The sequence below is a fragment of the Streptomyces sp. NRRL S-378 genome (genome assembly GCF_000720645.1).
Taxonomy (GTDB): Bacteria; Actinomycetota; Actinomycetes; order Streptomycetales; family Streptomycetaceae; genus Streptomyces.
Genome location: NZ_JOBX01000016.1, coordinates 36923 through 58788 on the forward strand (window position 1 = coordinate 36923; position 21866 = coordinate 58788).

Consider the following 21866-nt stretch of genomic DNA (forward strand, 5'->3'; position numbering starts at 1 on the left):
CATCGGCCACATCCGCCCCGCGGGGACTCCCTACTCGGGGAGGGTCAGTGCAGGTAGTCGCTGAGGTAGCTGCGGGCCGCGGCCGAGCTCGTGCCGAGGGCTGCGGCCACCTCCTCGATCGGCACGTCCCGGTCGAAAAGCTCGTACGCCGCGTCCTGGCCGGTCTGGGCGATGACGTGCCGCAGGTCGGCGAGGGCCTTCAACGCGACCAGCGGTTCCTCGGCGGCCAGCTCGCCGAGCTGCCGCACGAGTTCGGCCAGCAGCCCGGCGAGTCCTGCGGGGAGGGGGACGGCGCCGTCGCGGATGACCGACAGGTGCGCCTCGTAGTCGGCGATCGGACCGGACAGGTCGACGTCCGCTTCGTAGAGCGGCTGGTCGGCGGGGAGGTTGCTCCAGTCGAGCGGGTACTCGGCCGCGCCCCGCCACCCGCATGTACAGCTGCCCCGCAGGAGCGCGGCCCGCGGCCGCGCGTACCGGCCGTCATATGCGTGCCATGCGGTCGATGACGGCATGTGGGCTCCGCTGCCGACGTCGAAGTAGACCGGACCCGGCTCGCTGCCGTCGGCCAGCAGCACCCCCACAGCCCCCTCGTGCGCGGCCCCCAACGCCTTGAGCACCCTGTCCACCACGACCAACCCCTCCCCGCCGAGCACGCGATCGGGCTGGCCCGCTGGCCGGCCCGCGGCCTCCAGGCTGCCGCGCCCGCAGCGGCCGCGTACCGGGATCCACCGAAAGCGGTACCGGGACCCACCCCCGCAGCTTTGGCCGAGCGGTTCTATGCCCTCAGATCGGGCATTCCTCGATCTCCCAGGGGTCGAGCGCCTCGACTGCGCGCATGCCGCAGTGCAGTATTCCGCGGGCACCTGGAGGTCGAAGAGGAGCCGTCGCAGGTCTTGCCCGCACATGCGACAGGTGCCCGCGAAGTTGCGGATGCTTCGGTACTCGGATCGGGCGACCGCCTGGAGGCGGACTTCCTCCCGCTCGATGGCGTGGCGCATCTCCATCGCGGCGGATCCCTCCATGAACGTGTCGTCGATGTCCGTCGGGTCCATGTAGGCCGCATGCAGGAACGCGTCGCGTACCTGGCTGAAGGCCCCCCGGGCGGTCGCTGCCCGGATCAGGATGTCCACTTCCGGGCTGCCACCACGGCGTTCCAGGGTGCCGGCCGCGTCCATGCAGACGTAACTGCCGAGATTGATGGCCAGGCTGGTCAGGATCTCCGGGCTGCACTGGGCGAGGTGATGCTCGCAGTACTCGACAACGCCGTTCAAGACCGGCTGTTCGTGGCAGCGGGGCTTGCGGCAGAGCTCGTCGACGCTGGCGATCAGCATCGTGATGAGGAAACGCCTGCGCCGGCTCGCGACGACAGCCTCATCGAGCGGATCCAGGAACTCGACCCGCAGCTCGTCGTTGGGCCCGTACGCGGAAAGGGCTCCGGCCAGAGCCAGCACCGAGTTGTAGGGGATGGCGCCACCGACGATCTCCGATTCGAAGACGTCGGGTAGGACCTCGGGGAAGAGGACCTCACCCCAATCGACGCTCGCCGCCGGCTTGGTCGCGCACTCCGCCAGCAGAGCACCCAAGAGGAAAGGCGGACGATCCACCGGCCTGGAAGCGGCCTCCAGCTGCCGAGCGGCGCTGTACCGCAGCCCGGTCGCTTCCTGAACCGCGCGCGCTGCCCGCTTGCGCTTCTTGTCCTGCGTCACGATCTTCCTCACCCGGCACGCCCACGCCCATGCCGCAGCAAGGTCACAAACTGCTCTGTTGTACTGCACGCGAGTCCGTGACCCTTGTCCGCAGCCGGTGCGTGGGGCGGTCCGGCCGGGTGCTGGCAGGCGTGGGCTGCCGCGCAGAGCGTAGCGGATCAACAGGTTCCGGAACGTGAAGGCGTGCGGGGCACCTGCCGGACCGCACCCGTCAATGGGGGCTCCGCTGGGGACCACCCCTGCTTGCGGGGGCACCGGCTCGCGCAGCACCAGGGAGGTAAGCGGTGAAGGAGACCACCCCTGCGTGCGGGGGCACCGGCCGATGTACGCGCACCTGGTACCAGGACCCGCGGGACCACCCCTGCGTGCGGGGGCACCGGCCGAGGTGGTCTTGCGGGTCCGGGGCGGCACAGGGACCACCCCTGCGTGCGGGGGCACCGGGGAGTCGCCCTGTCCGAGCGCTACGCCTGGCAGGGACCACCCCTGCGTGCGGGGGCACCGGCCCGGGGCTGACCTGCAAGATCACGAACCCCCGGGACAACCCCTGCGTGCGGGGGCACCGGAGCAGCAGCGGGGGCCGTCTCCGGCGAGGGTGGGGACCACCCCTGCGTGCGGGGGCACCGGTTCCGGGGTCGTCACGCCCGCGACGGCCGCGAGGGACCACCCCTGCGTGCGGGGGCACCGGGCTTGTTGACCTGGTGTTTTGCCCAGTGGTGTCGTGGTTGTGGTCAGGTTCCAGCGATTCCGGCATTCGGCGCACTGTGCACTTGTAGGGGTGGCTGAGGGCTTTCCCCTCAGATTGGCCCTGGTGGGGGCCTTCCCGCTTCGTTCTGCCGGGTGGGCGGCGTGGTGCTGCCCGGTGTGGCAGTCCACGGGCGTTACAGCCCCTCTTCCAGGGGACTGGTCCAGGTCACTGGACGGGTACGGCGTGTTTCTTGATGTTGCGGGCCGCGTTGGTGTCGCGGTCGAGGATCATTGTGCAGCTTTCGCAGTGGAATGTGCGGTCTTTGAGGGTTTGTGTCGTGTTGGTCCATCCGCAGGTCGAGCAGGTGCGGGAGGAGGGGAAGAAGGTGGGGACGCGGGCGACCTGGACGCCGTGCCAGCGGGCCTTGTACTCGATCTGCCGGTTGAGTTCGCGGAAGGAGGCGTCGAGGATTGCGCGGTTGAGGCCGGCCTTCGCGCGCACGTTGCGGCCGGGCCGGTCCACGGTGCCCTTCGCGGAGCGGGTCATGCCCTTGGTGTTGAGGGTCTCCAGCGCGATCTCGCTGTACTGCTGGACGAGCCGTTTGGAGATCAGGTGCAGGCCGGTGACGCGGCGGGCGGCGAGCTGTGCCTGGAGCCTGGCCACCCGGTCCCGGGCTTCCTGGAATCCCTTGGACTGCTGCCGGGCGCCCTTGACGTGGCGGCGGGCCATCTGGCGCTGCGCCCGGGCGAGTTTGCGCGCGATGTTGTCGTAGTGGCGGGGGTTGCCGACCAGGGTGGCTGCGGGGGTTCCGGGGGTCAGGTGGAGGGGGTCGGTGAGGGCGAGGAGGCTCTTGACGCCGAGGTCGACGCCGATACGGCCGGCCTGGCGCTGGCGGCAGGTGGGCTGGTCGGGGATCGCCTGGTCGACGGTGCACAGCACCGACGCGTACCAGCGGTGCCCGGCCCTGGCGACGGTCACGGAGGTGATCACGGCCTTCCCCGCCTCGATGAGGGCGATGAGGCGGGACGCGCGCTGGTGGAGCCGGACGGTGAACGCGGGCTGACCGCCGCCGCCGGGGATCCGCAGCCGGCGTGGCTCGATGAAACGGATCTCGGGCTTCTTGGTGTTGTGGACCAGCCGGAAGGACTCCCGGCAGCGGCCCTTGGCCTTGAACCGGGGCAGCCCCACCCGCTCGCCCGCCCGGCGGCCGGCGGCCGAGTCCAGGTAGTTCTTCCACGCGGTCGCCGCGTCCTCGAACGCCGTGTAGTAGGCCCGGTTGTTGACCCCCTCCCACCACACGTACGCACCGGCCCGCTCGGCCCCTTCGCGGAGCGGGCCGACGAACCCCTGCCCGCGGGTATCGCGCCAGAAGGCCTGCGCCCGGTCCCGGCCGGGCATCTTCACCCGCGGCGCCTTCTTGGTCGCCTCGGCCTTGTCCATGCCGGCGGCGATCAGGGTGTTGCGGCCGCGGTGCCAGTTGTGGTGATGGGCGAGCATGAAGGCGTGGGCGAAGTTGAAGGCGCAGCGGGAGGCGTTCGCGTAGCGCTGGAGGAACTCGGTCTGCGCCGGGGTGGGGTCCAGGGCGAAGCGGAAGGCGCGCTTGATCTCGGTCACGACAGTGGCGTCCTGTTCGGCACGTGGGGTGTTCAGGGGCTGAAAGGGGTGCTGGTCAGCGCTCTGGGTAGAAGGCGGTGATCGTGTAGGGGGTGCCGTCGTGGCAGGCGGTGAAGCTGAGGACCCAGCTGCTCGCGGTGTCGTCCACGACGACCAGGCGGGGATCCGTACGAGCCATCGGCCGGTGCAGGACCATCCGCACGGGCACCGGGCACTCCCCGCCGAACCTGCTGTCGGCCCGGAACCACGGCTCGGTGATCAGCCGGCCCACGAACGGCCCCGCCCGGTGGTAGCGGGCCGGTACCTGCCGCAGCACCCCGTCCAGCTCCACGACCAAGCTCCTGTCCTCCGCATCGCCCGCAGCATGCCCGCGGCACAGGGCCGGGGCCGGAAGGGCGCGGGCCCCTGCAGGAGGAGGTGGCCCGGTGCGGCCCGCGGGGCCACTTCGTCGGCGTCGGGACGCTGGTGGGGGAGTGGGCTCGTGGTCGGTCCTGGCGGGTGTGGGGCCCTGGACGTGCGGTGCTTCAGGCATGGCAGCGAACGTAGGAACGCCCGCTGACAGGCTGTCCGCTGTCCGGCGGATACCACTCCCCCTCCCGGATGAAGGAAGTCACCTGTCCGGAGGCAGGCCCGGCGAGCGTCCGGTGCCAAGCGCGCCCCCGCAGAGCGCTCGGCGACATCCGGCCGACCTGCGGCCGCCGAATCCGGCGGAACACCGCGCACCCCTCATCAACGCTCACCGGATCTCACCGAAACTCACGCAAAGCACCCTGGCCGAGACAGATCCGGGGCGCTTCGCCGTGGCCGGACAGCGTGTCAGACTCCTCATCAGCACACGGAACAAGCCAACTCCTCCACGCCGCTCCACAGCCCTTCGGAGCACTCTGGCACCACTCTGCCAACACTCTGAGCACACTCTCGCGCACTCTGACTACGCTCTCGGGCAGCTTGTATACGTGCAGGTCATGGCGGGTTTCGGCGGGCGCCGCTGGCATCCGCCAGGCCCCTCGTCCTACTCTCGCTTCACCGGCTCCGATCGAGCCGGATCCGCACCCCGAACGCGCCTTTATGGGAGGGATTTCCGCCATGCCTCGAATCCCGACAATGCGGGCCGGCCGCGACCCACAACGCGATCCGGCCAATCTGGCCCCTGGCGACCTCGCGGAAGTGAGTCATAGTTAGCGACTGGTTGGCACTCATGTCCCCTTGCGGGACCTTGCGTAGCCTTTCACCTGCAACAACGTCCCCGTTGCCGGTTTCCGCAGCCGACGCTCGCCAGGCCCTCCCGCCGGTCGTACGCTCCCTTCAAGCCTCGACCTCCGGGGCGCTCTCCCCTCCTCCGCCCAGAAGGGATACCCGTCGTGCCCGAAAATCCGTTCCCTTGTGAGTCCGGCGCGGGCATCTGACCCGATCCGGCCAACTTCGACTTCGTTGGCCTCGATGTCGCTCGATGAATCTCGACCTTCTCGACCCGATAGGTCTGTTCCATTGCGTTTCTCCGGGTTTCCTTGAGTTTCACCTGCAGAGATGCAGCTTCCCCGCGTGATTCCAGCCGCCGGTAGCCAGGCTCCGCCGGCACTCCTACGCTCCGAACACGCCCCGGTTCTCGGAGACGTGACTCCTCAACCTGCCCTCAACGAAGGGAACTTCGTCATGCCCGCATGGCCTCGCCTCAACTGCCCCGCCTGCCGTCGATCCGTCGCCGTCAGCCCCGACACCCGGCACCTGGCCCGACACGACCCGCCGGGACCGCAGAACCGCCGACACGGGCTCCCGCCGATCTCCTGCATCGCCTCGGGCCGACTCATCCCCACGGGCTCGGACCTGCTGCTGCCGATTTTCGAGGACACCGAGCCCGAGCCTGCCGACGAGAAACTGGCGCTCTTCTGACCGCCTACGGCGTCGGCGCAGGAGCCTCCGCCTGCACCACCAGTTTGGGGCGGACAGGGTGACTGACGTCGAGAAACATGATCTTCGTGAGAGCGCCGCGGATCTCGTCGGGTTCATCCGGCATACGCCCGGGATGCTGGTCCACCAGGCCGTCCGCAAGTTCGGGTGCTGGTGGGGGCCAGCCGCAGGCGTTCATGACCCACCGCCGAAGTGCGGCTGCCCCAGTACGCCAGCAGCGTGCAGCGAGTGATCTCCGAGCCGGTCCCTGGCCGCGCAGTGCGAGATGCCGCACTCTTTTCCGCCTCGTACCCCACTGCTGACCGGCACGCGTGCACGGGCTGTCGCCCATAGCGGGCGACGGCCCGCGATGCCGCCAGGAGGGGGCGTGACGGTCTATCCGCCGAGCGCGTTCAGCTCCTTGCGGACCTCCTCCACGAAGACGTCCCGCAGCCGGGCCATCTCCGCCTTCTTCGCAGCCAGCCTCCGTCGCTGCTCGCCATGGTCGACCTGCGCGGCAGACACAAGTACTTCGGCATACGGCTCCTCGAAGTGGGCAGCGATCAGGGCCTGACGCGCCTGTTCTCCGGCATCTGGGTCATCCTGCGCACGCTCCACGGCCGCTAGAGCTCCGAGGGCGGCGCGGGCTGCGATCGACCTCTCCCAGCGCTCCCTCATCTCCTCGTCCTCTTCTTCTGACCCTGGCGTTTCGACCATGTCCTCCCCGTCCGGCCCAAGAACAGCCTCAGCCAGTCCCCCAGGGCTGTCGGCGATGTTCGCCCCCCGTGCCTTGTCTGACTCCAGCCGCCCCTTGGCCCGTTCCAGATGGTCCGCGAATCTGTCCTGTATTCGCAGGGCAATCAGCATGCGGTCGACTTCCATGGCCTTGTCCCTGACCTGGCTCGCCTTCTCCAGGACGATGGGCGGGCTCATCAGCTCCACCGTGGCGTACGCCTTCAACAAGCCGGCCACCTCCGGCCTATTGCTCGTGGCCTTCTCCTTCGCCTTCAGGAGGTCCAGCTCTGCGACGAACGCGGCCCAGATCTCCTGGCACCGGTCGCGTTGCCACTGGGCGTGGGCTTCGCGGGACATTTCCCGGACTCCCTCCAAGGTGGCCTGTGCCTGGAACCGCCCGGTCTCAAGGGTCGCCTGGGCCTGAGCCTGTGCGGCCTCAAGGGCCTTCGCCGCCTGCTCCTGCGCCGCCTGCAGGGCGGCCTCAGCCTGGGCCTGGGCTCCCTGCAATGCCCGCTTGCCCTGAATGGCTCCCGCGACGATGACCCCGGGGATCGCCAGCAACGCCGCCCCCGCCGCCGCGACCGATCCGACGTCCTCGGATATGAAGCTGCTGATGTCCATCTGCCCCCCCATGTGGTGCCACGACCTGGAGAGCCTACCGACGGCGAGCTCATGCTGTTGGGGTGCCCGAGGGGCCGTGGCAGTACCCGTCATCGGCGGAAAGGGCCACGTAGGCGACGCCTTCGACGCTGTTGGCGACAGCGAACAGGGTCTGGGGCGACGGTCCTGCCGCCGAGGACACGGAGCTGGGGCGGGATCGGGCGGGCCTCATCCCGGTGTCAGTGGTATGAGGGATCATCATGCTTGCGTACGGGCCGTGCCGGGCGCCGAGGGCAAAAGGGGGCGAGCGTGCTGCAGGACCACTTCGTTGAGACGGTACAAGGGGACGGGTACACATACACGAGGCTGAACCGTGCAGTCATCAACGAGCTGCGAGCCGGCCCCTCTGCGGGCGGTGACGAAGAGGCTGCACACGCTCTGATCGACCTGCTGATCGACGACCTGCCCCAGGATTCTCAGCATGAAGGCCTGATGGACAACTCCGATACCGGAGCGGTCATACGCTGCCTCAAGGCCGTCCTGCGTCGCCTCGGCATCGAATTCGAGATCCCGTTCCACGACAAGCAGGGCTACTTCTCGTTCCGGATGGAACGCAGCAACGACTTCAGCACGGACCTGACCAGGATCTTCGCACCAGGGCGTGCGGCGCTGGAACGACGGGAGCAGACAAGCTTCACGGGAGGCCTGCGGGGGCTGCGCGGCGAGCTGCGCAACCTCATCTTCGCCGCCGCGCAGAAGCCCGAGATCGTCTGGAGGGATGTCGCGGGTGGGGTCATCGAGATCACGAGGAACAAGGCCTACTGCCTGCTCTACGACCGTCCGGTGGGAGCAGAAGGTCTCACCTGGGGCGCACTCGCCAAGTGGTGGAGTCTGCAAGACGGCATGTATGGGGCGCCCGAGGGGGTGAGGTTGCAGGCGCTCCTGAACCGGTTGAGGACCTCCCTCAACGCCCCGGAACAGCTGCTGCTGGACTCCTACTGGGAGTACTCGACACAGCGAGGCTTTGATGACTGTCCGGCTCTGCTGCCGCAGGTGTATCTCCACTACGACCCCGTGTCGCAGAACCAGCGGATCCAGCGGGTGGAGGGCAAGGTGCTGACGCGGCAACGGATGGACTTCCTCATGCTCGCTCCCGGCGGCCGTCGATACGTCATCGAGCTGGACGGGAAGGAGCACTACTCGCGTGACGGGAAAGCCGCTCCGGATCTCTACGCCGACATGGTCCGGGAGGACCGGAGAATCCGGCTTCAGGGGTACGAGGTCTACCGGTTCGGAGGAGCCGAATTCGTGGACCCACAGGCGGCCAAGAACATGGTGCGGGGATTCTTCGATCAGCTGTTGAAGCCTTAGCACCGACACGCCGAGAGGAGCGCCGGGCTCCCGGCAGCGGCCTCCGTCGGACCGGTGCCGTCAGCCGTCGCCCCCGTCGGCGGCAGACTGTGTGCTGGGCGTCGGTGTACGTGCGGTGCACATGAAGCAGAAGTCGACGGGGGCAGCCGGCTCAGTTCTGAACAGCGCGCCGCGTACGACCGAGGGCGCCGTGCAGGACGGGCAGGGGTCCACGCCGGCGAGTCGTGACCAGGTGGCGGGAGAGCCCTCGTCGACGAACCCCTCGGGGGCGAACGGGTTGCCGCAGGCCTCCCACGTGCGCCCGAGGATCTCCATGGCGTAGGCCTCGGCGCCGTGGATCGGGTTGTGGACCCGATGGCAGAAGTGGCAGACGACCACGCCAGGTGTGGCGACGTGCAGCGCCCAGTTCCGGCAGTCGGGGCACCGCAGGACGCTGTCTCCTTTGTCTCGCAGCTCGGCGTCGAGCCGCTGCATCCGCTTGGTGGTGTAGCCCTTGATCTGCCCCAGGCCGCCACGGATGCGCTCCATGTCGATCTCGATCCGGTTGAACTCGTCTGCGTCGAGGGCGGGAACGAGTTCTTGATCGAGGAACGCGACGAGGAAGTCCAGGACCTCGCCGGCCCGGCTCTCGATCGCGCGAGCGGTTGCGACCAGCCCGAAGTGCTGCAGCGCGTTGCGCTCCCCGGCGAGTTTGGTCAGGAGGCGGGTCTGCTCGGCCGAGATGCTGACGCCCACGATGTTCTGCAGCCGCTCGACGGCCTCCTTCGGGGTACAGCTGCTGAGCGTTCCCGCTTCCAGTTCGCTGCGCCTGGCCTTGGCCGGGTCGCTGAAGACCAGGCTCCAGTGCTCCAGCCGGAGCCGGTGCTTGAGGAGGACCTCGGCCGCGGCAGCCAGGTGCAGAACCGCGTATTTCAGGTCCCGGGCGCTGACCCGCTCCGCGCCGGCCGTGAGGTGTTCGGTGACGCTGAGGAGGTAGTCCAGGCCGTTCTGCAGCGGAGGGAACTGCACCTCGCTCCCGGGTACCTCGACTTCGCGGCCTGGATCGTAGTGCCGTGCTGTGGGGATGCCAGGAACACGCCAGCTCCCCGGCACCGCGAGAAGCTGCCCTTCTGGGCTGACAGCTGTGTCCTGCACTCCCAGAGCGGTCCAGGCCTCAGGCCGGGCCGAGTCGCCGACGCAGAACTCGGGCAGGTAGTCCGGGTGCTGGGCCCACTGCATCGTGATGATCCGCAGGGCTTGGCCGAGGCCGTCGGCTATGCCGGTATCGAACCCCGGAGCAAGTTTCCGAGCTTGCGGAGCGATGGCTTCGAAAGCCTCCACCAGAGCCCTAATCCCGGCCGAGGCCGGTCCTGCCTGGCGAGCGTCTTCGTCGGCCAGCCGGGCCCGGATGAAGGCGAGGAGGGTCTCGTTCGCTGCCATGCTCGATTCAGGTTCTTGCAATGCCGAGCACCCCTTTTCCGTTGCTTCACCTGGTGGCGCACGATTCTGCCCGACGGCCCGCACCCGGGAAGCCGAGACGGACACGGCTGCTATGTTCCCGACGCCCTGTCCGTGGCGTCGTTCGCCAGGGAAGCGGGGCCCGAGGGTTCCAATGGGGTTGGGGTGAGGGTGCTGAGGTCGGTGGTGTCGCCGGGCCGGTTGAGGTAGAGCCGGTACGGCTCCCCGTCGGCGGGACGAAGCGTCACCTTGTGGCCCGCCGCACGGCCTGCGGCCAGGGCTTCCAGGGCCTATTCGCCGTCTGCGGCCTGGACGTGGGGGTGGTAGACGTGAACGGCGCCCAGCGGCAGCTCACGGTTGTCGAACGGGAGCGTGAAGTTCGTCAGCAGTGCCCTGTTGGCGGCGCCGTTGCCGAGCAGGATCGAGCGCAGGACGGGGGAGTCCTCGCCGTTGAGTTCCATGGTCAGGCTGGTGAGGAACGGATTGGCGACGCAGTGCCCTTCGATGAGGAGCCGGGCGATGCGCAGCAGCATCCAATCGGCGGGCCGCAGCTCGCTGGGTACGGCGAAGTGGTGCCATGTGTGCTGCTGCACGATGTGGAGGTCTTCCACGGTCAGCCGGAGCCTGGCGTGCCGCTCGTAGTCGGCCCGGGAAAATTCGGCTCCGGGGAACCGGCCTGACGCCATCTCGCTGCCGTTGAGGCGTAGGCGGAAGACGCTCCCCTCCATCACGTGCCCGTAGAGGTCGAGGGCCTGGAGAGCATCGCCACAGGACAGGCCGGTTAGGTCGATCGCGCAGTTCACCGTCGTTTTGACACTGGCGTCGTCGGCGTGGCAGATCGTGATGCGGCACCCGGTGAACTGCAGGTCCAGGCTGCGGCCCAGCCGCCCCTTGCCCAAGGCGCGCACGGTCCCCTCGTACACCGCTCCGACATTGCCCGAACCGTTGAGGAAGACCAGCTCGACCCTGCGACCCTCGCCCGGCGCGGGCGACAGCGGCGTCATCCGTACCTCGGCGATCCCACCGTCGATCCGAAGCCACTCCGGGCCGTGCACCCTGAGTTCCTGGACGGCCGATGCGGGTAGAAGGAGTTCCTCTGCGGTGCCGAATCCCACGACGCGCCGCACCGCCGCCGCCAGGCCGGGCTCGGCACCCCGCAGATTGCTGCGGACGGTGAAGTAGATCGGGCTCACTTCATGCGCACGGGGGTGCTTTGGTCGCAGGGTCTGTACCACGGCACCGTTGCGGTAGGCGACATCGATGGACCAGTGCAGATCGAGGCGATGATCCGCCGGCCCAGCGCGCCGACCCTTTGGACGATGTCGTCGGTACCGCCCTCCAGGAACGCCAGCTCGGCCCTGTAGTCGCGCGCGGCCTCCCGCAGATCGTCCCGGACGAACGAGGCCTCCAGGTCCGCGTGCAGGGCCAGCTTGTCGTCCAGCCAGGCACGGTCCAGGACACGGATCCTGGGACGCTCAGCACCCTCGCCGAGGCCCTTGGCGAAGGCGCGCTCCGACGGCGTCAGCGCACAGGGCACGACCAGCACCCAGTCATCAGGATCGCCGGGGAGGTGGCCTTGACGCCGGTTCCGGCCTGCGGGACGGTCGGCGCAACTACGCGCAACCGAGTCCCAGGGGAGTACGTGATGACGCTACGGTTCGTCGGGATCGACCCCAACACCGGCGGAGAGGGATCACCGACGGTCTGGGTGGAAGAGGAGAGCGCGGACCTGGTCCTCCAGGGCGAGGAAGCCGACGCCCTCCTCAAGAACCTGGTCGGCTCCACCGAGTGGGTGGCCGGCCACAAGACGGGGATCCCCGCGCACGAGCGGGTGATCCGGATCCCGTTCCACATGGTGCAGATCTTGAGGGAGGCGTGCGATGCCGCTGAACGCGCAGCAGCTGAACACCGCGACGTTCGCTGAACTGCTCGCCGACACCCACCGCACGGCGGTCCACCTGGAGATGCGCGACCAGTACGCCGTCGGCGACGAGACGGACGACTACGCCGCCTTCCTCCGCACCGGCGTCCCGAACCTCGACCCGGCCCGTTCCTTCTGGCCCCAGTGGATGCCGCTCGTTCAGGACGCCGTCGCCCGCGGCGTGGTGATGCGCCGCGCCCGGATCGTCTCCGAGCCGGTCACCGACTACATCCGCTACGAGCACGCCATCACCCCGCTCAACCTCCAGGCCGGAGAGGACGTGCGCTGGCTGCCCCGCCGCCGCGCCTCCGACATCGCGCTGCCCGGCAACGACTTCTGGCTCCTGGACGACAGGCTCGTGCAGTTCCACCACTTCACCGGCACCGGCGACTGGGCAGCCGACGGCAAGGAACGCACCACCGACCCGTCCGCCGTCGCCCTGTGCCACGCTGCCTTCGAGACCGTGTGGGAGCGCGGCGTCCCGCACGAGAAGTACACCGTCCAGGCCCCCTGAGCAGCCCCATGAGCGCATCCCCATCGTCCAGTGCACAGGCGGCCCGTGAGGCGCTGGCCGTGCGCTTGCAGCACCTCCGCAAGGACGCCGGCCTCACCGGGAGGGACCTCTCCGCCCGGTGTGGCTGGCATCCCGCGAAGACCACCCGCATCCAGAAGGGCGACGCTCCGCCCTCCGACGCGGACATCCGCGCCTGGTGCGCGGCCTGCGACGCCGACGACCAGGCCGACGACCTCATCGCCACCGCCCGCGCCGTCGACTTCATGTACCTGGAGTGGCGCCGCCTGCACAAAGACGGGATGCGCAAGGTCCAACAGAACTGGAACACCCTGCACGAGCAGACCCGCGTCTGCCGCGTCTACGTCTCCAACGTCCCGCCCGGCTTCTTCCAGACCCCCGGCTTCGCCACCGCCCTCATGGAGCAGATCACCCGCTTCCAGGGCACCCCCAACGACGTCACCGAAGCCGTCGCCGCCCGCATCGCCCGCTCCCGCTTCCTCTACGAGGGCGGCCACCGCTACGTCGTCCTCATGGAGGAATCCGTCCTGCGCTACCGCACCGCCGACCCCGAGGCGATGCGCGGGCAGCTGCGCCACCTCCTGGCCGTGATGCCGCTCGCCTCGGTCTCGCTGGGGATCATCCCGTTCACCGCGCAGCGCACCGTGTGGCCGCTGGAGGCGTTCTACCTCCACGACGACACCGTGGCCGTGGTGGAGACCCTGATGGCGGAGATCAAGGTGACACAGCCCCGCGAGCTCGCCGACTACGCCAAGGCGTTCGTCGGCCTCGCGGAGATGGCCGTGCACGGCGACGCCGCCCGCGACCTCATCCGAGCCGCGATCGACGCCCTGGAGTGAAGTTCCGCAATTCCCCGCAATCTCGTTGAGGACGGAGCGGTGGCCTCCGTAGCGTCGAACGACACCGACGCACCCCAGCACACGGAGGCGGTGCCCATGAGCGCACCCACACCCGCCGGCGCACCGAGAAGCACCGGCCTCCGGCTGTCCGCCTTCGGCCAGCCTTCCCCGGCACTGCTAGCCCGCGCCGACCGCGGCTACGCCCGCTTCCTCGCCGTCCAGGCCCCGGCCGCCGACACCGGCGACCACGACCAGTACGACGACGCGGCGGGCGCCCGATGAGCAGCACGCACCTGGTCCTCCACGATCCCGAAGGACGCTTCGACACCGAACTCCCCCTCGACCGGGAGCTCCACAAGTGCCTCGTCAAGGCCGTGCTCGGATGGACCGGGAACCCCGGCCTGCCGCCCGCGGACCTCCAGCAGATCGCCCTGCTCCTCACCGGCACCGCCCGCGCCGTCGCCGCCGACGTCCGCCGCGCCGCCGACCTGCTGCCCGAAGACCACGCCGCCCGCGCCCTGGCCGACGTCGTCCTCGAGGAAGCCGACCGCCGCCTGTCCGTCCCGCCCGAAGGCAGCACCCGCTGCGCCCAGAACCGGGCCCGGCTCGTCCGCGCCCTGTACGAGCGCCTGGACCGCCTCGTGGCCGTCGCACCCCAGGCCGCCGCGGCGGCCTCCTGAGACCACCGCGCACCCGGCCGGGACCGGATCCCTCCGGGTGCGCGGTGCACGGCACCACCCCTGGCCCAACCCGGGCCGGGGGAGCACCACTCGACAACGAGAGGGGCACCACCGTGAGCACCGCAACCACCGAACTGCGCCGGTTCCTGACCATCACCGGCCAGCGCTTCAAGAGCGGCCAGTCCGCACCCGAGACGTTCTCCCCGGCCGTGGACAGGGTGTGGCACGACCTGCTCGGCACCCCGGCCTACGAGGCTCTGTGCCTGGAGACCGCCGGGCAGCCGATCCGTCACGTCGCGAACAACGGCCACGGCCCGATCGCCTGGGTCGCCGCCTACGAGGAGGCGTACGGGCCGCTGCCGGAGATCTGGTTCACCGACGCCGACGGCACCGTCGACCAGACCGCCGTCGCCCGCTACCGGCAGACCGGCACCGTGGTCGCGGAGTGGGACTGCGGCCCCGCCGGCGGCGGCGACGGCGACGACGTCACGCCCGACCAGCAGGAGACCGCCCGCCGGTGACCACCGGCCGCACCAGCGCAGCGCCCCGGCCCACCGCCGGGGCGCTGCGCCTCGTTGAGGCCAGCACCACCCGGCCGAGATCTGTGGACGTCAGCGAGTACGCGCGCCGGATGACCGCCCACTGCCCCTACCTCGCCCCGTCGCTCCAGCAGGGTCTGACGACCTGGACGGTCTACCGCGCCGACGGCGACGCCGACGCGGTCCAGGCGGAGCTCTTCCACGCGGGCGCCCAGGCCGCGGAGCATCTGCGGCCCTTGCTGAACCGGCCGCACGGCGTCCTGCGGTGCGAGAACATCGTCCTGCTGGGCGAGGTACCCGGCGCCCGGCACCGTGACCTGCTCGCCTGGCCGCACTGGGTGCTGAAACACCTCTACGGCCCCGTCGGGGTGATGTTCGGCAAGTTTTACGCGGGCGAAGAGGAAGTCTCCGCGGCCGGCCACCGGACCCCGCCGCCCCCGCCTCGTTCCTCCCCGTGAGGGCCGCCGTACGCCGCCGCGACCCGCGCTTCCTCGCTGCGACCCCCGACCTGGCCGCCGCGCTCGCCGCGGCCGAGGACGACGGCCGCGACGTGTTCGAGCACATCCCCACCGACTGGAAGGAGATCCGCACATGGGCCAGGCACCTGCTCCCCCCGGCGAAGCCGTCGCCCTCCTCACCGGACACACCGGCGAACCCACCGCGATCCAACTCCTGAGCGACCGGCGCGGCTCCCGGGCCTGGAAGATCCAGGGCCCCCAGGGCGCCGTCGCGCTGAAGACCAACGACCCCGACGGCGACAACGCCCGCGACAAGGCCGCCGAGATGGCCCAGGAGGACGACCACCTCCTCCGCCTCACCGCCGCCGGCGCCCTCAGCTCCGACTACCGGGTGAGCGCCGGGACCTTCGACGGCGGCCGGTGGCTGGCCGTCAACTGGATCGACGGTGCGCCCCTGTGGCGGGCCCTCGCCCTCCCCCGCGGCCCGGAAGGAGACCGTGCCTCGGTGCGCCCCTGGCTCGCGGGCATCGCCCGCACCTGGACGGAGCAGCTCGCGCTCATGCACGCCGCCGGGTGGGCCCACGCCGACGTCCAGCCGACCAACACCCTCGTCAAGCCCGGCGGCCACGCCGCGGTCATCGACTACGCCCTCGCCTGCGGCCCCGGCGACGGCCGCCGCGTCCCGTACCGGGGCGCGCTCACCCACACCACCGCCCCCGAACTCGCCGCCGCAGTCCTCGCGACCCCGGCGGACACACACCTCCAGGCGCAGCCGGCCGCCGACATCTGGAGCCTGGGCGCTTCCCTGTTCTGGTGCTGGACCGGCCACCGCCCCGTCCCCTACGACGACGACCTCGACCGGCTGGAGAAGCTCGCCGTCATCGCCAAGGGCGCCACCACCACGCTGCGCGACGTCCGGCCCTGGCCGTTCCCCGCATTCGAGGACGCCATCACCGCGTGCCTCGCCCCCGACCCCGCCGACCGCCCCACCGCGAAGGAGCTGACTGCCGCATGGTGACCCTGCGCGCCCTGGCCCTGGCCGACGCCCCCGCCCTCACCCGCGTCTACAGCGGCGCCTCCATCCGGCACACCACCGGCCAGCCCCTCACCCTCGACCAGGCCCACGAGAAGATCCGCGCAGCCCTGGCCCGAGCCGCCGAGACCCCGCGGGCACAGTGGAGCTGGGGCATCGTCACCGAGGACGAGCTGATCGGCCTGATCTCCCTGCGGCGCCGCACCCCGGTCATGGGCACCATCAGCTACATCCTCCGGGACGACAGCTGGGGGCACGGCTACGCCACCTACGCCGCCCACCACGTGGTCTCCGCAGCCTTCACCACCGCCGGCCTGACCCGGCTGGAGGCCATGCACCACCCCGACAACCCCGCCTCCGGCCGCGTCCTGGTCAAAGCCGGGTTCACCCGCATCGGCACGTCCGACCGGCCCGGCGACGACGGAACCGCCATCCCCTACGAGCTGTACGCACTGGATGCCACGGACACCTGAACCAGTGCGCCACGCACCAGGGGCCAGCGGCCCAAGTCCCCAGGCCCTACACGCACTCCAGTGCGATGCTGCCGCCGGAGACGGCGAAGGCTCCCGGGGCGCACAGCGCGCCGGGACTCGTTCGGTGTCACGCCGCCGCCCACTCCAACCCGAGGGCGGCCAGGGCCTGGAGCTTGTCGGCGGTCAGCTTCGCCCGGCGGCTCTTGGTGTTGCTCAGGAACACGGCGAGCTTGACCTCCGTGCCGTCCTCCAGCCGCTCCACGTGGCATCCGGACTCGGGGGTGACCAAGCCCGGTGGGCCGAGTTGTGACGAGCCTATGCCGTGCTGTGATCGCGGTCAGCGTCGGTTTTGCGTCGGGGCTTTGTCCCTTTCTTGTGGTGGGCGGGCTGGCTGTATGCCTCGCCTGTGGCGAGGACGCGTCCCACCTCGTAGCGGGCGGCTTCGAGGTGGACGCCGTCGACCTCTCTCCTGTTGTCGTCGCCTGGAGCGAGGACCGGGCCCACGAGGCTGGAGTCGACATCCGCTTCCTGTGCGGTGACGCTTTCGCCCTCCCCGCCACCGAGTTGAGCGGCCCGTACGACCTGGTCGTCGACTCAGGGTGCTTCCACCACCTACCGCCGCACCGCCGCGTCAGCTACCTCACGGCCAGGGCGCGGCTGACCGATGGCACGTGATCGATGACCGGTCACCGCCCATGCCGGGAGTTGCATGGATCGGCCAGGGTGCAGACGTGCTGGTTGACCGATCGGGAGAGACGGATCGGTCACGACCGGCCGGCCGACCGGTCACGGGTTCTGCTGGGCAAGCCCTCCGGTGCGGAGGGCTTGCCCAGCATCCACATCACGTGGCAAGACAGCTCCCGAAGTCGCGGCGTCACCCTCTCACGTCAGCCCTACCGCATCCCGCCCGTTCCTACCGTCGGGATGCGGTCGACGTCCGACGAACGAGACCGCACCACCCCTGCGGCCACATGACCCGGCGAGGCACCGATGAGCAGTACCCACCTGGTCCCCCACGCCCCCCAAAGGACGCCTCGACACCGAGACACTCACGTAGGCGCGGCAGGCCGTGGCCCACACGTGTGTCTATCTGATCACCCGACCGTCGGAGCCAAGTATTGAAGGTGCCGCGATCCGCAGGGACTGCACGATTCGTGTCAGCCGGTCCGTGGAGTCCTGCGGCGGCCGTTTCCGCCTTGATCAGCGCGACTTTGAAACGCCCCTGCCCCGCCGTCGGTCAAGGCTTCAATTTTCCTCGTATCACACAAACTCCTGTCCCTACTCAATAGATTGACGAGTACTCAAGCGCTGCAGGAAGCTCGTGGAGCGCTGGAAGACGGGGCCGATACTCAGGCGACGTCAGGTCTGTTGGTCTGCGTGTCTAAGGCAACTGAAAACGGGTGCGGCGTAGTGGATTCTCCACTCTTAGAGCTGAAGGTCCCTTATGCGGCGATTGATTCTCCCGTGACTCTTATCACGCTTGACGTGCGCAAAGAAGGGCGTGATATTTGGCCGGATAGTAAAGATCTTGTAAGTAGGGGGCGGGGTTTGAGGGGTTCGTTTTGGCGTGCGCGAAATAAGGCGTGCGTCCTCATTTCCATAGCTGTGGCGGCGACGGTGGCGCCGACCCTGGCTGGTCCCTCATGGGCCCAGCCAGTGACCACAACCGAGAGCGCCCCCGGGCCTTTGACCGAAGGCCCGGCAGGGAAGCAGGCCGTCCGATCCGGCGTACGGACCGAGGTGGAAGCGAGTCGCACCGAGACATCCCAGCTGTTCGCCAACCCGGACGGCACGTTCACGCTCGAATCGAGCGCCGCCCCGGTACGCGCCCGTCAGGACGACGGGTCGTGGGCGCCGATCGACACCACCCTCGTCGCGGGCGCCGACGGCAGCGTAAAAGCCAGATCGACGGCGACTCGCGTGCAATTTTCGCGTGGCGGCGCAGGCGACGACACGGTCACGCTGACGAAGGGGGCTAGGAAAGTGTCGCTTTCCTGGCCCGACGCCTTGCCGGAGCCCACCCTCTCCGGCAGTACAGCGACATACGCGAACGTGCTGCCCGACGTCGACCTGAAACTCACTGCGGCAGCCAGCGGTTTCACGCAGGTCCTCGTGGTCAAGACCGCTACTGCGGCGAAAAATCCGAAGCTCGACAAATTGACCATGACGGTCAAGACCGCAAACCTCAAAACGCTCCCGGGGCGGGACGGCGGGCTGCGCTTCGTCGACACCAACGGCGCGACGGTTTTCGACAGCCCAGCGGGCAAGATGTGGGACTCCACCGGCGAACAAAAGGAAAAGAAGGCCTCGGCCTTCAGCGTCCTCGCCACCCGCTCGGCCTCCGAAATGCCGCAACCCAACGACGGCGAGGCCCCCCAGGACCCCTCCAGAGCGCCGGACCAAGGCGACAAGACCGCTGACGTATCGGCCGCAATCAACGGCGGCAACCTCGAGCTGAAGCCCGACCTCGGCCTGCTGCGCAGCCCGGAAACCGCGTTCCCCGTGTACATCGACCCCCCGGTGAGCGGTCTCACTGCGGCCGACTGGACGGCGCTGTCCTCCGATGGCGACCGTTTCTGGGAGTTCACCGGAGACAAGGGTGTTGGCCGCTGTTCCAACTATGGCGGCTACCTCTGCTCGAACTCCGCGTACACGCAGCGCATGTACTTCGAGTATCCGATGACCTCGCTGTACGGCAAGAAGATCCTGGACGCGACCTTCGAGGCCTACCAGACCTGGACTTTCACCTGCTCGCAGCACAACTACTGGCTGGTCCGGGTCGACCAGGACATCTCGAGCTCGACGTCGTGGGGCTCGAAGCCCAACTATGCCGACCTGATGGGCGACCGTTGGTCCGCCATGGGCAGGGGCACACTGTGCAGCCCGTCCCAGCCTGCGGACTGGCTCCGGTTCAACGACAACCCGGACGAGTCGGACGAGAATCTGACGCCCACCGTCCAGTGGTCCGTGGACACGCAGCGCCCGAACCTCACCCTTGAGCTCCGCGCGGAGGACGAGTCCGACGCTGCTTCGTGGGCCCGGTTCCGCAGTGACGCGAAGCTGTCCGTCACCTACATCTCCAAGCCCGGCGTGCCGGACCCCGTCGGCATCCAAAGCGGCACCACGGGGCGGGCGTGTAACTCCTCGACCGCACCCTTCGTCACCAGCACCACGACGCCGCGGTTCCTCGCCGGCGTCCAGTCCCCCGACGGGTCGCAGGCGCAGCTCCAAGCCGCGGTCGAGGTATGGAAGGCCGACGGATCCCAGGTGGTCTGGGGCACCTCGTCGCCCGACAACGCCTGGGTGGCGGATGATGCCCTACGGGACTTCACCGCCCCGGCCCTGGCTCCCCAGACCGACTATGCGGCACGGTTCATCACCAAGGCCTACTACGCGACAGACCGGGGAGAGACCGGGATCCTCTATTCGGACTGGTCCACCTGGTGCTACTTCCGCATCGACACCGACAGTCCACCGGCGCCCACGGTGGCCAGCGCGGACGGCATCTACAAGCCGGCCGCCACAGACCCTGCCACGGGCGGAGTCGGCGTACCAGGGAAGTTCACCTTCACCCCGGTCGACACCAACGCGACGCTGGCCGGTATCCAGTCCGACGTCGTCTCGTACACGTGGCGTCTCAACAGCGGTGCCCAGAGCAGCCCGATCGCCGTCCCCGTGGGTACGGCGACGACGGTGAGTATCTCTCCGGATCAGCCCGGCGAGAACACGATCCAGGTGTGGGGCTACGACGCCGCCGGCCATAGTTCCCTTACGGGGTACTACAGCTTCAAGGTCAAGGGCGCTGAAGCTCCGGCTGGTGTCTGGTCCTTCGACGGCTCCGGCGCCGACACCAACTCCGGGCAGACGAAGCGTCCCCTGACTCTCGCAGGCTCGGCGTCCTTCACGTCGCAGTCCCGAGCCGGGTCGGGCGCGCTGGTCACGAATGGCACTACCGGCTATGCCTCTTCCGCCGTGTCACCGTTCGACAACACGAAGTCCTACTCGGTCTCGGCATGGGTCCGCCTGAATACCGGGACAACCGGGGTCAAGACCCTCCTCGGGGTCGACGGCACGGCGGGCAGCGGTTTCTACCTCTCCTACGAGGCCACGGCCAACGTCTGGTCGTTCCGCATCCCGAAGGCGGACACCACCGAGTCCGTCACGTACTACAGGGCCGCGGGGAAGCAGCCTGCGACCCCGGGTGTCTGGACGCATCTGACGGCCGTCTACGACGCTGCCAGCCAGCAGATGCGTCTCTACGTCAACGGCCGGATGCAGGAAGCAACCGCCGTACCGGCCGTCTGGAAGGCCAATGGTGCCCTCCAAGTGGGCAGGGCCCTTTGGAGGGGCACGTACGTCGATTACTTCCCCGGTGCGATCGATGAGGTCAAGACCTGGTCCCGGGGACTGACGGAATCCGAGATCGCCCAGGATGCGAGCCTCGAGGACGAGGACGCGAGCGACGGCAGGGTGGGAGATCCGATCGCGACCAAGGTGGGGGACTGGAACGCAACCACGGCCACGGCCGGGGGAGCGGCGATTGCGGACAGTTCCGGCTACGGCCGGACGATGACGCTCAACGGCGCCACCCTGGGAATCGACCCCGACACCGTCGGGAATGCGGACATCGGGCTCCCCACGCGGCAAGTGATGGCACTGAACGGCACCAGCTCATATGCCAGTGTCACCGGCCCGTTGGTCGACGAGACCGGATCCTTCACCGCCACGGCCTGGGTTCGGCTGGACGGCGAGAAGTTCAAGGACACGACGAAGAGCTACAACGTCCGTGTGATGGGCCAGTCCGGAACGGCGAATTCCTCCTGGTCGCTCCGCTACGAGCAGGCCGCTGGTTCCAGCGCTGGCAAGTGGAAGTTTGCTCGTCCCACCAGTGACGTGAACGCTCCATCGTACGCGACCGTTACCCAGTCCGACGTTGCCGATAAGGACCGGTGGGTTCGTCTGACCGTCGTGTACGACGCGCAGCAGGCGAGGGCCACGGGTGACGGCGACGCCGTCACCCGTGGAGGGATGCTCCTCTACGTGAACACCGCTCAGTCCGGCGGATCTACGGGCATCTCTCACACGGCTCCGTGGCAGGCGATAGGCAACTTCGAGGTGGGGCGCGGCATGTCTGACAGCGTGCTGACCCGGTACTTCCCCGGCCACATCGCGGACGTCCGCGTCTGGACGGGCGCCATGTCGGCTTCGGCCATCGGCGATCTCTACGCGGGCGAGCAGTAGACCTCAGCCCATCTGTTTGTGGCCCGGCCGTTTTGGCCGGGCCACACCCACACCTTCCCTACATACGCCCCGGAAAACCACGGGGCGGCTTTGTCCTGCCCACTCACCACAGGAA

The 21866-nt window shown here is 69.1% G+C and carries 19 protein-coding genes and 2 pseudogenes; 13 read left to right on the forward strand and 8 right to left on the reverse strand.

All coding sequences use genetic code 11. The annotated features are described in order from the left end of the window. Positions 1-44: 44 nt before the first annotated feature. The 3 genes from IH80_RS43745 to IH80_RS0114305 all read right to left on the reverse strand — a co-directional run bounded on the left by IH80_RS43745 (position 45) and on the right by IH80_RS0114305 (position 4336). Entirely contained in the window at positions 45-1706 is a 1662-nt protein-coding gene (locus tag IH80_RS43745) for a hypothetical protein (RefSeq protein ID WP_051809284.1), read from the reverse strand. 910 nt (positions 1707-2616) lie between these two features. Beyond that, positions 2617-4005, reverse strand: coding sequence for an RNA-guided endonuclease InsQ/TnpB family protein (locus tag IH80_RS0114300; RefSeq protein WP_051809286.1), 1389 nt, complete (start codon positions 4003-4005; stop codon positions 2617-2619). Positions 4006-4060: 55 nt separating this feature from the next. Next, positions 4061-4336, reverse strand: a complete 276-nt coding sequence (locus IH80_RS0114305) for a hypothetical protein (RefSeq protein WP_030960619.1) — start codon at positions 4334-4336, stop codon at positions 4061-4063. A 1322-nt stretch (positions 4337-5658) separates the two neighbouring features. On the opposite strand from IH80_RS0114305, the gene IH80_RS0114310 reads away from it, so the two are divergent. Further along, entirely contained in the window at positions 5659-5895 is a 237-nt protein-coding gene (locus tag IH80_RS0114310) for a hypothetical protein (RefSeq protein WP_030960620.1), read from the forward strand. A 393-nt stretch (positions 5896-6288) separates the two neighbouring features. Here the strand turns inward: IH80_RS0114310 and IH80_RS44725 are convergent, their stop codons facing one another. Next, positions 6289-7248, reverse strand: coding sequence for a hypothetical protein (locus IH80_RS44725; RefSeq protein ID WP_158943451.1), 960 nt, complete (start codon positions 7246-7248; stop codon positions 6289-6291). Between the two features lie 288 nt (positions 7249-7536). Here IH80_RS44725 and IH80_RS39260 point away from each other — a divergent pair, with 288 nt between their 5' ends. Beyond that, positions 7537-8598, forward strand: a complete 1062-nt coding sequence (locus IH80_RS39260; RefSeq protein ID WP_234432231.1) for a hypothetical protein — start codon at positions 7537-7539, stop codon at positions 8596-8598. A 60-nt stretch (positions 8599-8658) separates the two neighbouring features. On the opposite strand, the gene IH80_RS0114325 is transcribed toward IH80_RS39260, so the two are convergent. The 3 genes from IH80_RS0114325 to IH80_RS0114335 all read right to left on the reverse strand — a co-directional run bounded on the left by IH80_RS0114325 (position 8659) and on the right by IH80_RS0114335 (position 11581). Further along, positions 8659-10017, reverse strand: a complete 1359-nt coding sequence (locus IH80_RS0114325) for a hypothetical protein (protein ID WP_158943453.1) — start codon at positions 10015-10017, stop codon at positions 8659-8661. A 308-nt stretch (positions 10018-10325) separates the two neighbouring features. Continuing rightward, positions 10326-11228 carry a hypothetical protein gene (locus tag IH80_RS0114330; RefSeq protein WP_030960627.1) on the reverse strand — a complete coding sequence of 301 codons (903 nt, stop codon included), beginning with the start codon at positions 11226-11228 and terminating at the stop codon, positions 10326-10328. Next, positions 11225-11581: a hypothetical protein gene (locus IH80_RS0114335; RefSeq protein ID WP_030960628.1), complete on the reverse strand. Its 357-nt coding sequence runs from the start codon at positions 11579-11581 to the stop codon at positions 11225-11227. Before IH80_RS0114335 ends, IH80_RS0114330 begins: the two co-directional genes overlap by 4 nt. A gap of 99 nt (positions 11582-11680) precedes the next feature. Here IH80_RS0114335 and IH80_RS42255 point away from each other — a divergent pair, with 99 nt between their 5' ends. The 9 genes and pseudogenes from IH80_RS42255 to IH80_RS0114380 all read left to right on the forward strand — a co-directional run bounded on the left by IH80_RS42255 (position 11681) and on the right by IH80_RS0114380 (position 16510). Then, positions 11681-11959: a hypothetical protein gene (locus IH80_RS42255; RefSeq protein ID WP_078906526.1), complete on the forward strand. Its 279-nt coding sequence runs from the start codon at positions 11681-11683 to the stop codon at positions 11957-11959. Continuing rightward, positions 11916-12470 carry a DUF6879 family protein gene (locus IH80_RS0114345; protein WP_030960630.1) on the forward strand — a complete coding sequence of 185 codons (555 nt, stop codon included), beginning with the start codon at positions 11916-11918 and terminating at the stop codon, positions 12468-12470. Before IH80_RS42255 ends, IH80_RS0114345 begins: the two co-directional genes overlap by 44 nt. An 8-nt stretch (positions 12471-12478) precedes the next feature. Then, positions 12479-13327: a helix-turn-helix domain-containing protein gene (locus IH80_RS0114350; protein WP_030960632.1), complete on the forward strand. Its 849-nt coding sequence runs from the start codon at positions 12479-12481 to the stop codon at positions 13325-13327. A gap of 96 nt (positions 13328-13423) precedes the next feature. Next, a complete protein-coding gene (locus IH80_RS0114355; RefSeq protein ID WP_030960633.1) occupies positions 13424-13609 on the forward strand; it encodes a hypothetical protein in 186 nt (61 codons plus the stop codon). Beyond that, positions 13606-14007 (forward strand): DUF6415 family natural product biosynthesis protein, encoded by a 402-nt coding sequence (locus IH80_RS0114360; protein ID WP_030960635.1) that lies wholly within the window; start codon positions 13606-13608, stop codon positions 14005-14007. The genes IH80_RS0114355 and IH80_RS0114360 overlap by 4 nt, the downstream gene beginning before the upstream one ends. Before the next feature lie 113 nt (positions 14008-14120). Beyond that, the gene (locus tag IH80_RS0114365; RefSeq protein ID WP_030960637.1) at positions 14121-14528 is read left to right on the forward strand and encodes a hypothetical protein; all 408 of its coding nucleotides are present in this window, start codon (positions 14121-14123) and stop codon (positions 14526-14528) included. After that, a pseudogene (locus IH80_RS39265) lies at positions 14525-15222 on the forward strand (DUF6875 domain-containing protein). The gene IH80_RS0114365 and the pseudogene IH80_RS39265 overlap by 4 nt, the downstream one beginning before the upstream one ends. Next, the gene (locus tag IH80_RS0114375) at positions 15138-16022 is read left to right on the forward strand and encodes a protein kinase domain-containing protein (protein ID WP_030960638.1); all 885 of its coding nucleotides are present in this window, start codon (positions 15138-15140) and stop codon (positions 16020-16022) included. The pseudogene IH80_RS39265 and the gene IH80_RS0114375 overlap by 85 nt, the downstream one beginning before the upstream one ends. Beyond that, the gene (locus IH80_RS0114380) at positions 16016-16510 is read left to right on the forward strand and encodes a GNAT family N-acetyltransferase (RefSeq protein ID WP_030960639.1); all 495 of its coding nucleotides are present in this window, start codon (positions 16016-16018) and stop codon (positions 16508-16510) included. The genes IH80_RS0114375 and IH80_RS0114380 overlap by 7 nt, the downstream gene beginning before the upstream one ends. Positions 16511-16637: 127 nt before the next feature. Here the strand turns inward: IH80_RS0114380 and IH80_RS0114385 are convergent, their stop codons facing one another. Beyond that, on the reverse strand, positions 16638-16772 hold the full coding sequence (locus IH80_RS0114385; protein ID WP_234432232.1) for a helicase: 135 nt from the start codon (positions 16770-16772) through the stop codon (positions 16638-16640). Positions 16773-16882: 110 nt separating this feature from the next. Here IH80_RS0114385 and IH80_RS0114390 point away from each other — a divergent pair. Together IH80_RS0114390 and IH80_RS39270 are read left to right on the forward strand one after the other, a co-directional pair. Then, positions 16883-17170, forward strand: a pseudogene (locus tag IH80_RS0114390) (class I SAM-dependent methyltransferase); the annotation flags it as partial. A 996-nt stretch (positions 17171-18166) separates the two neighbouring features. Continuing rightward, positions 18167-21751: a LamG-like jellyroll fold domain-containing protein gene (locus IH80_RS39270; RefSeq protein WP_234432233.1), complete on the forward strand. Its 3585-nt coding sequence runs from the start codon at positions 18167-18169 to the stop codon at positions 21749-21751. Positions 21752-21866 lie beyond the last annotated feature (115 nt).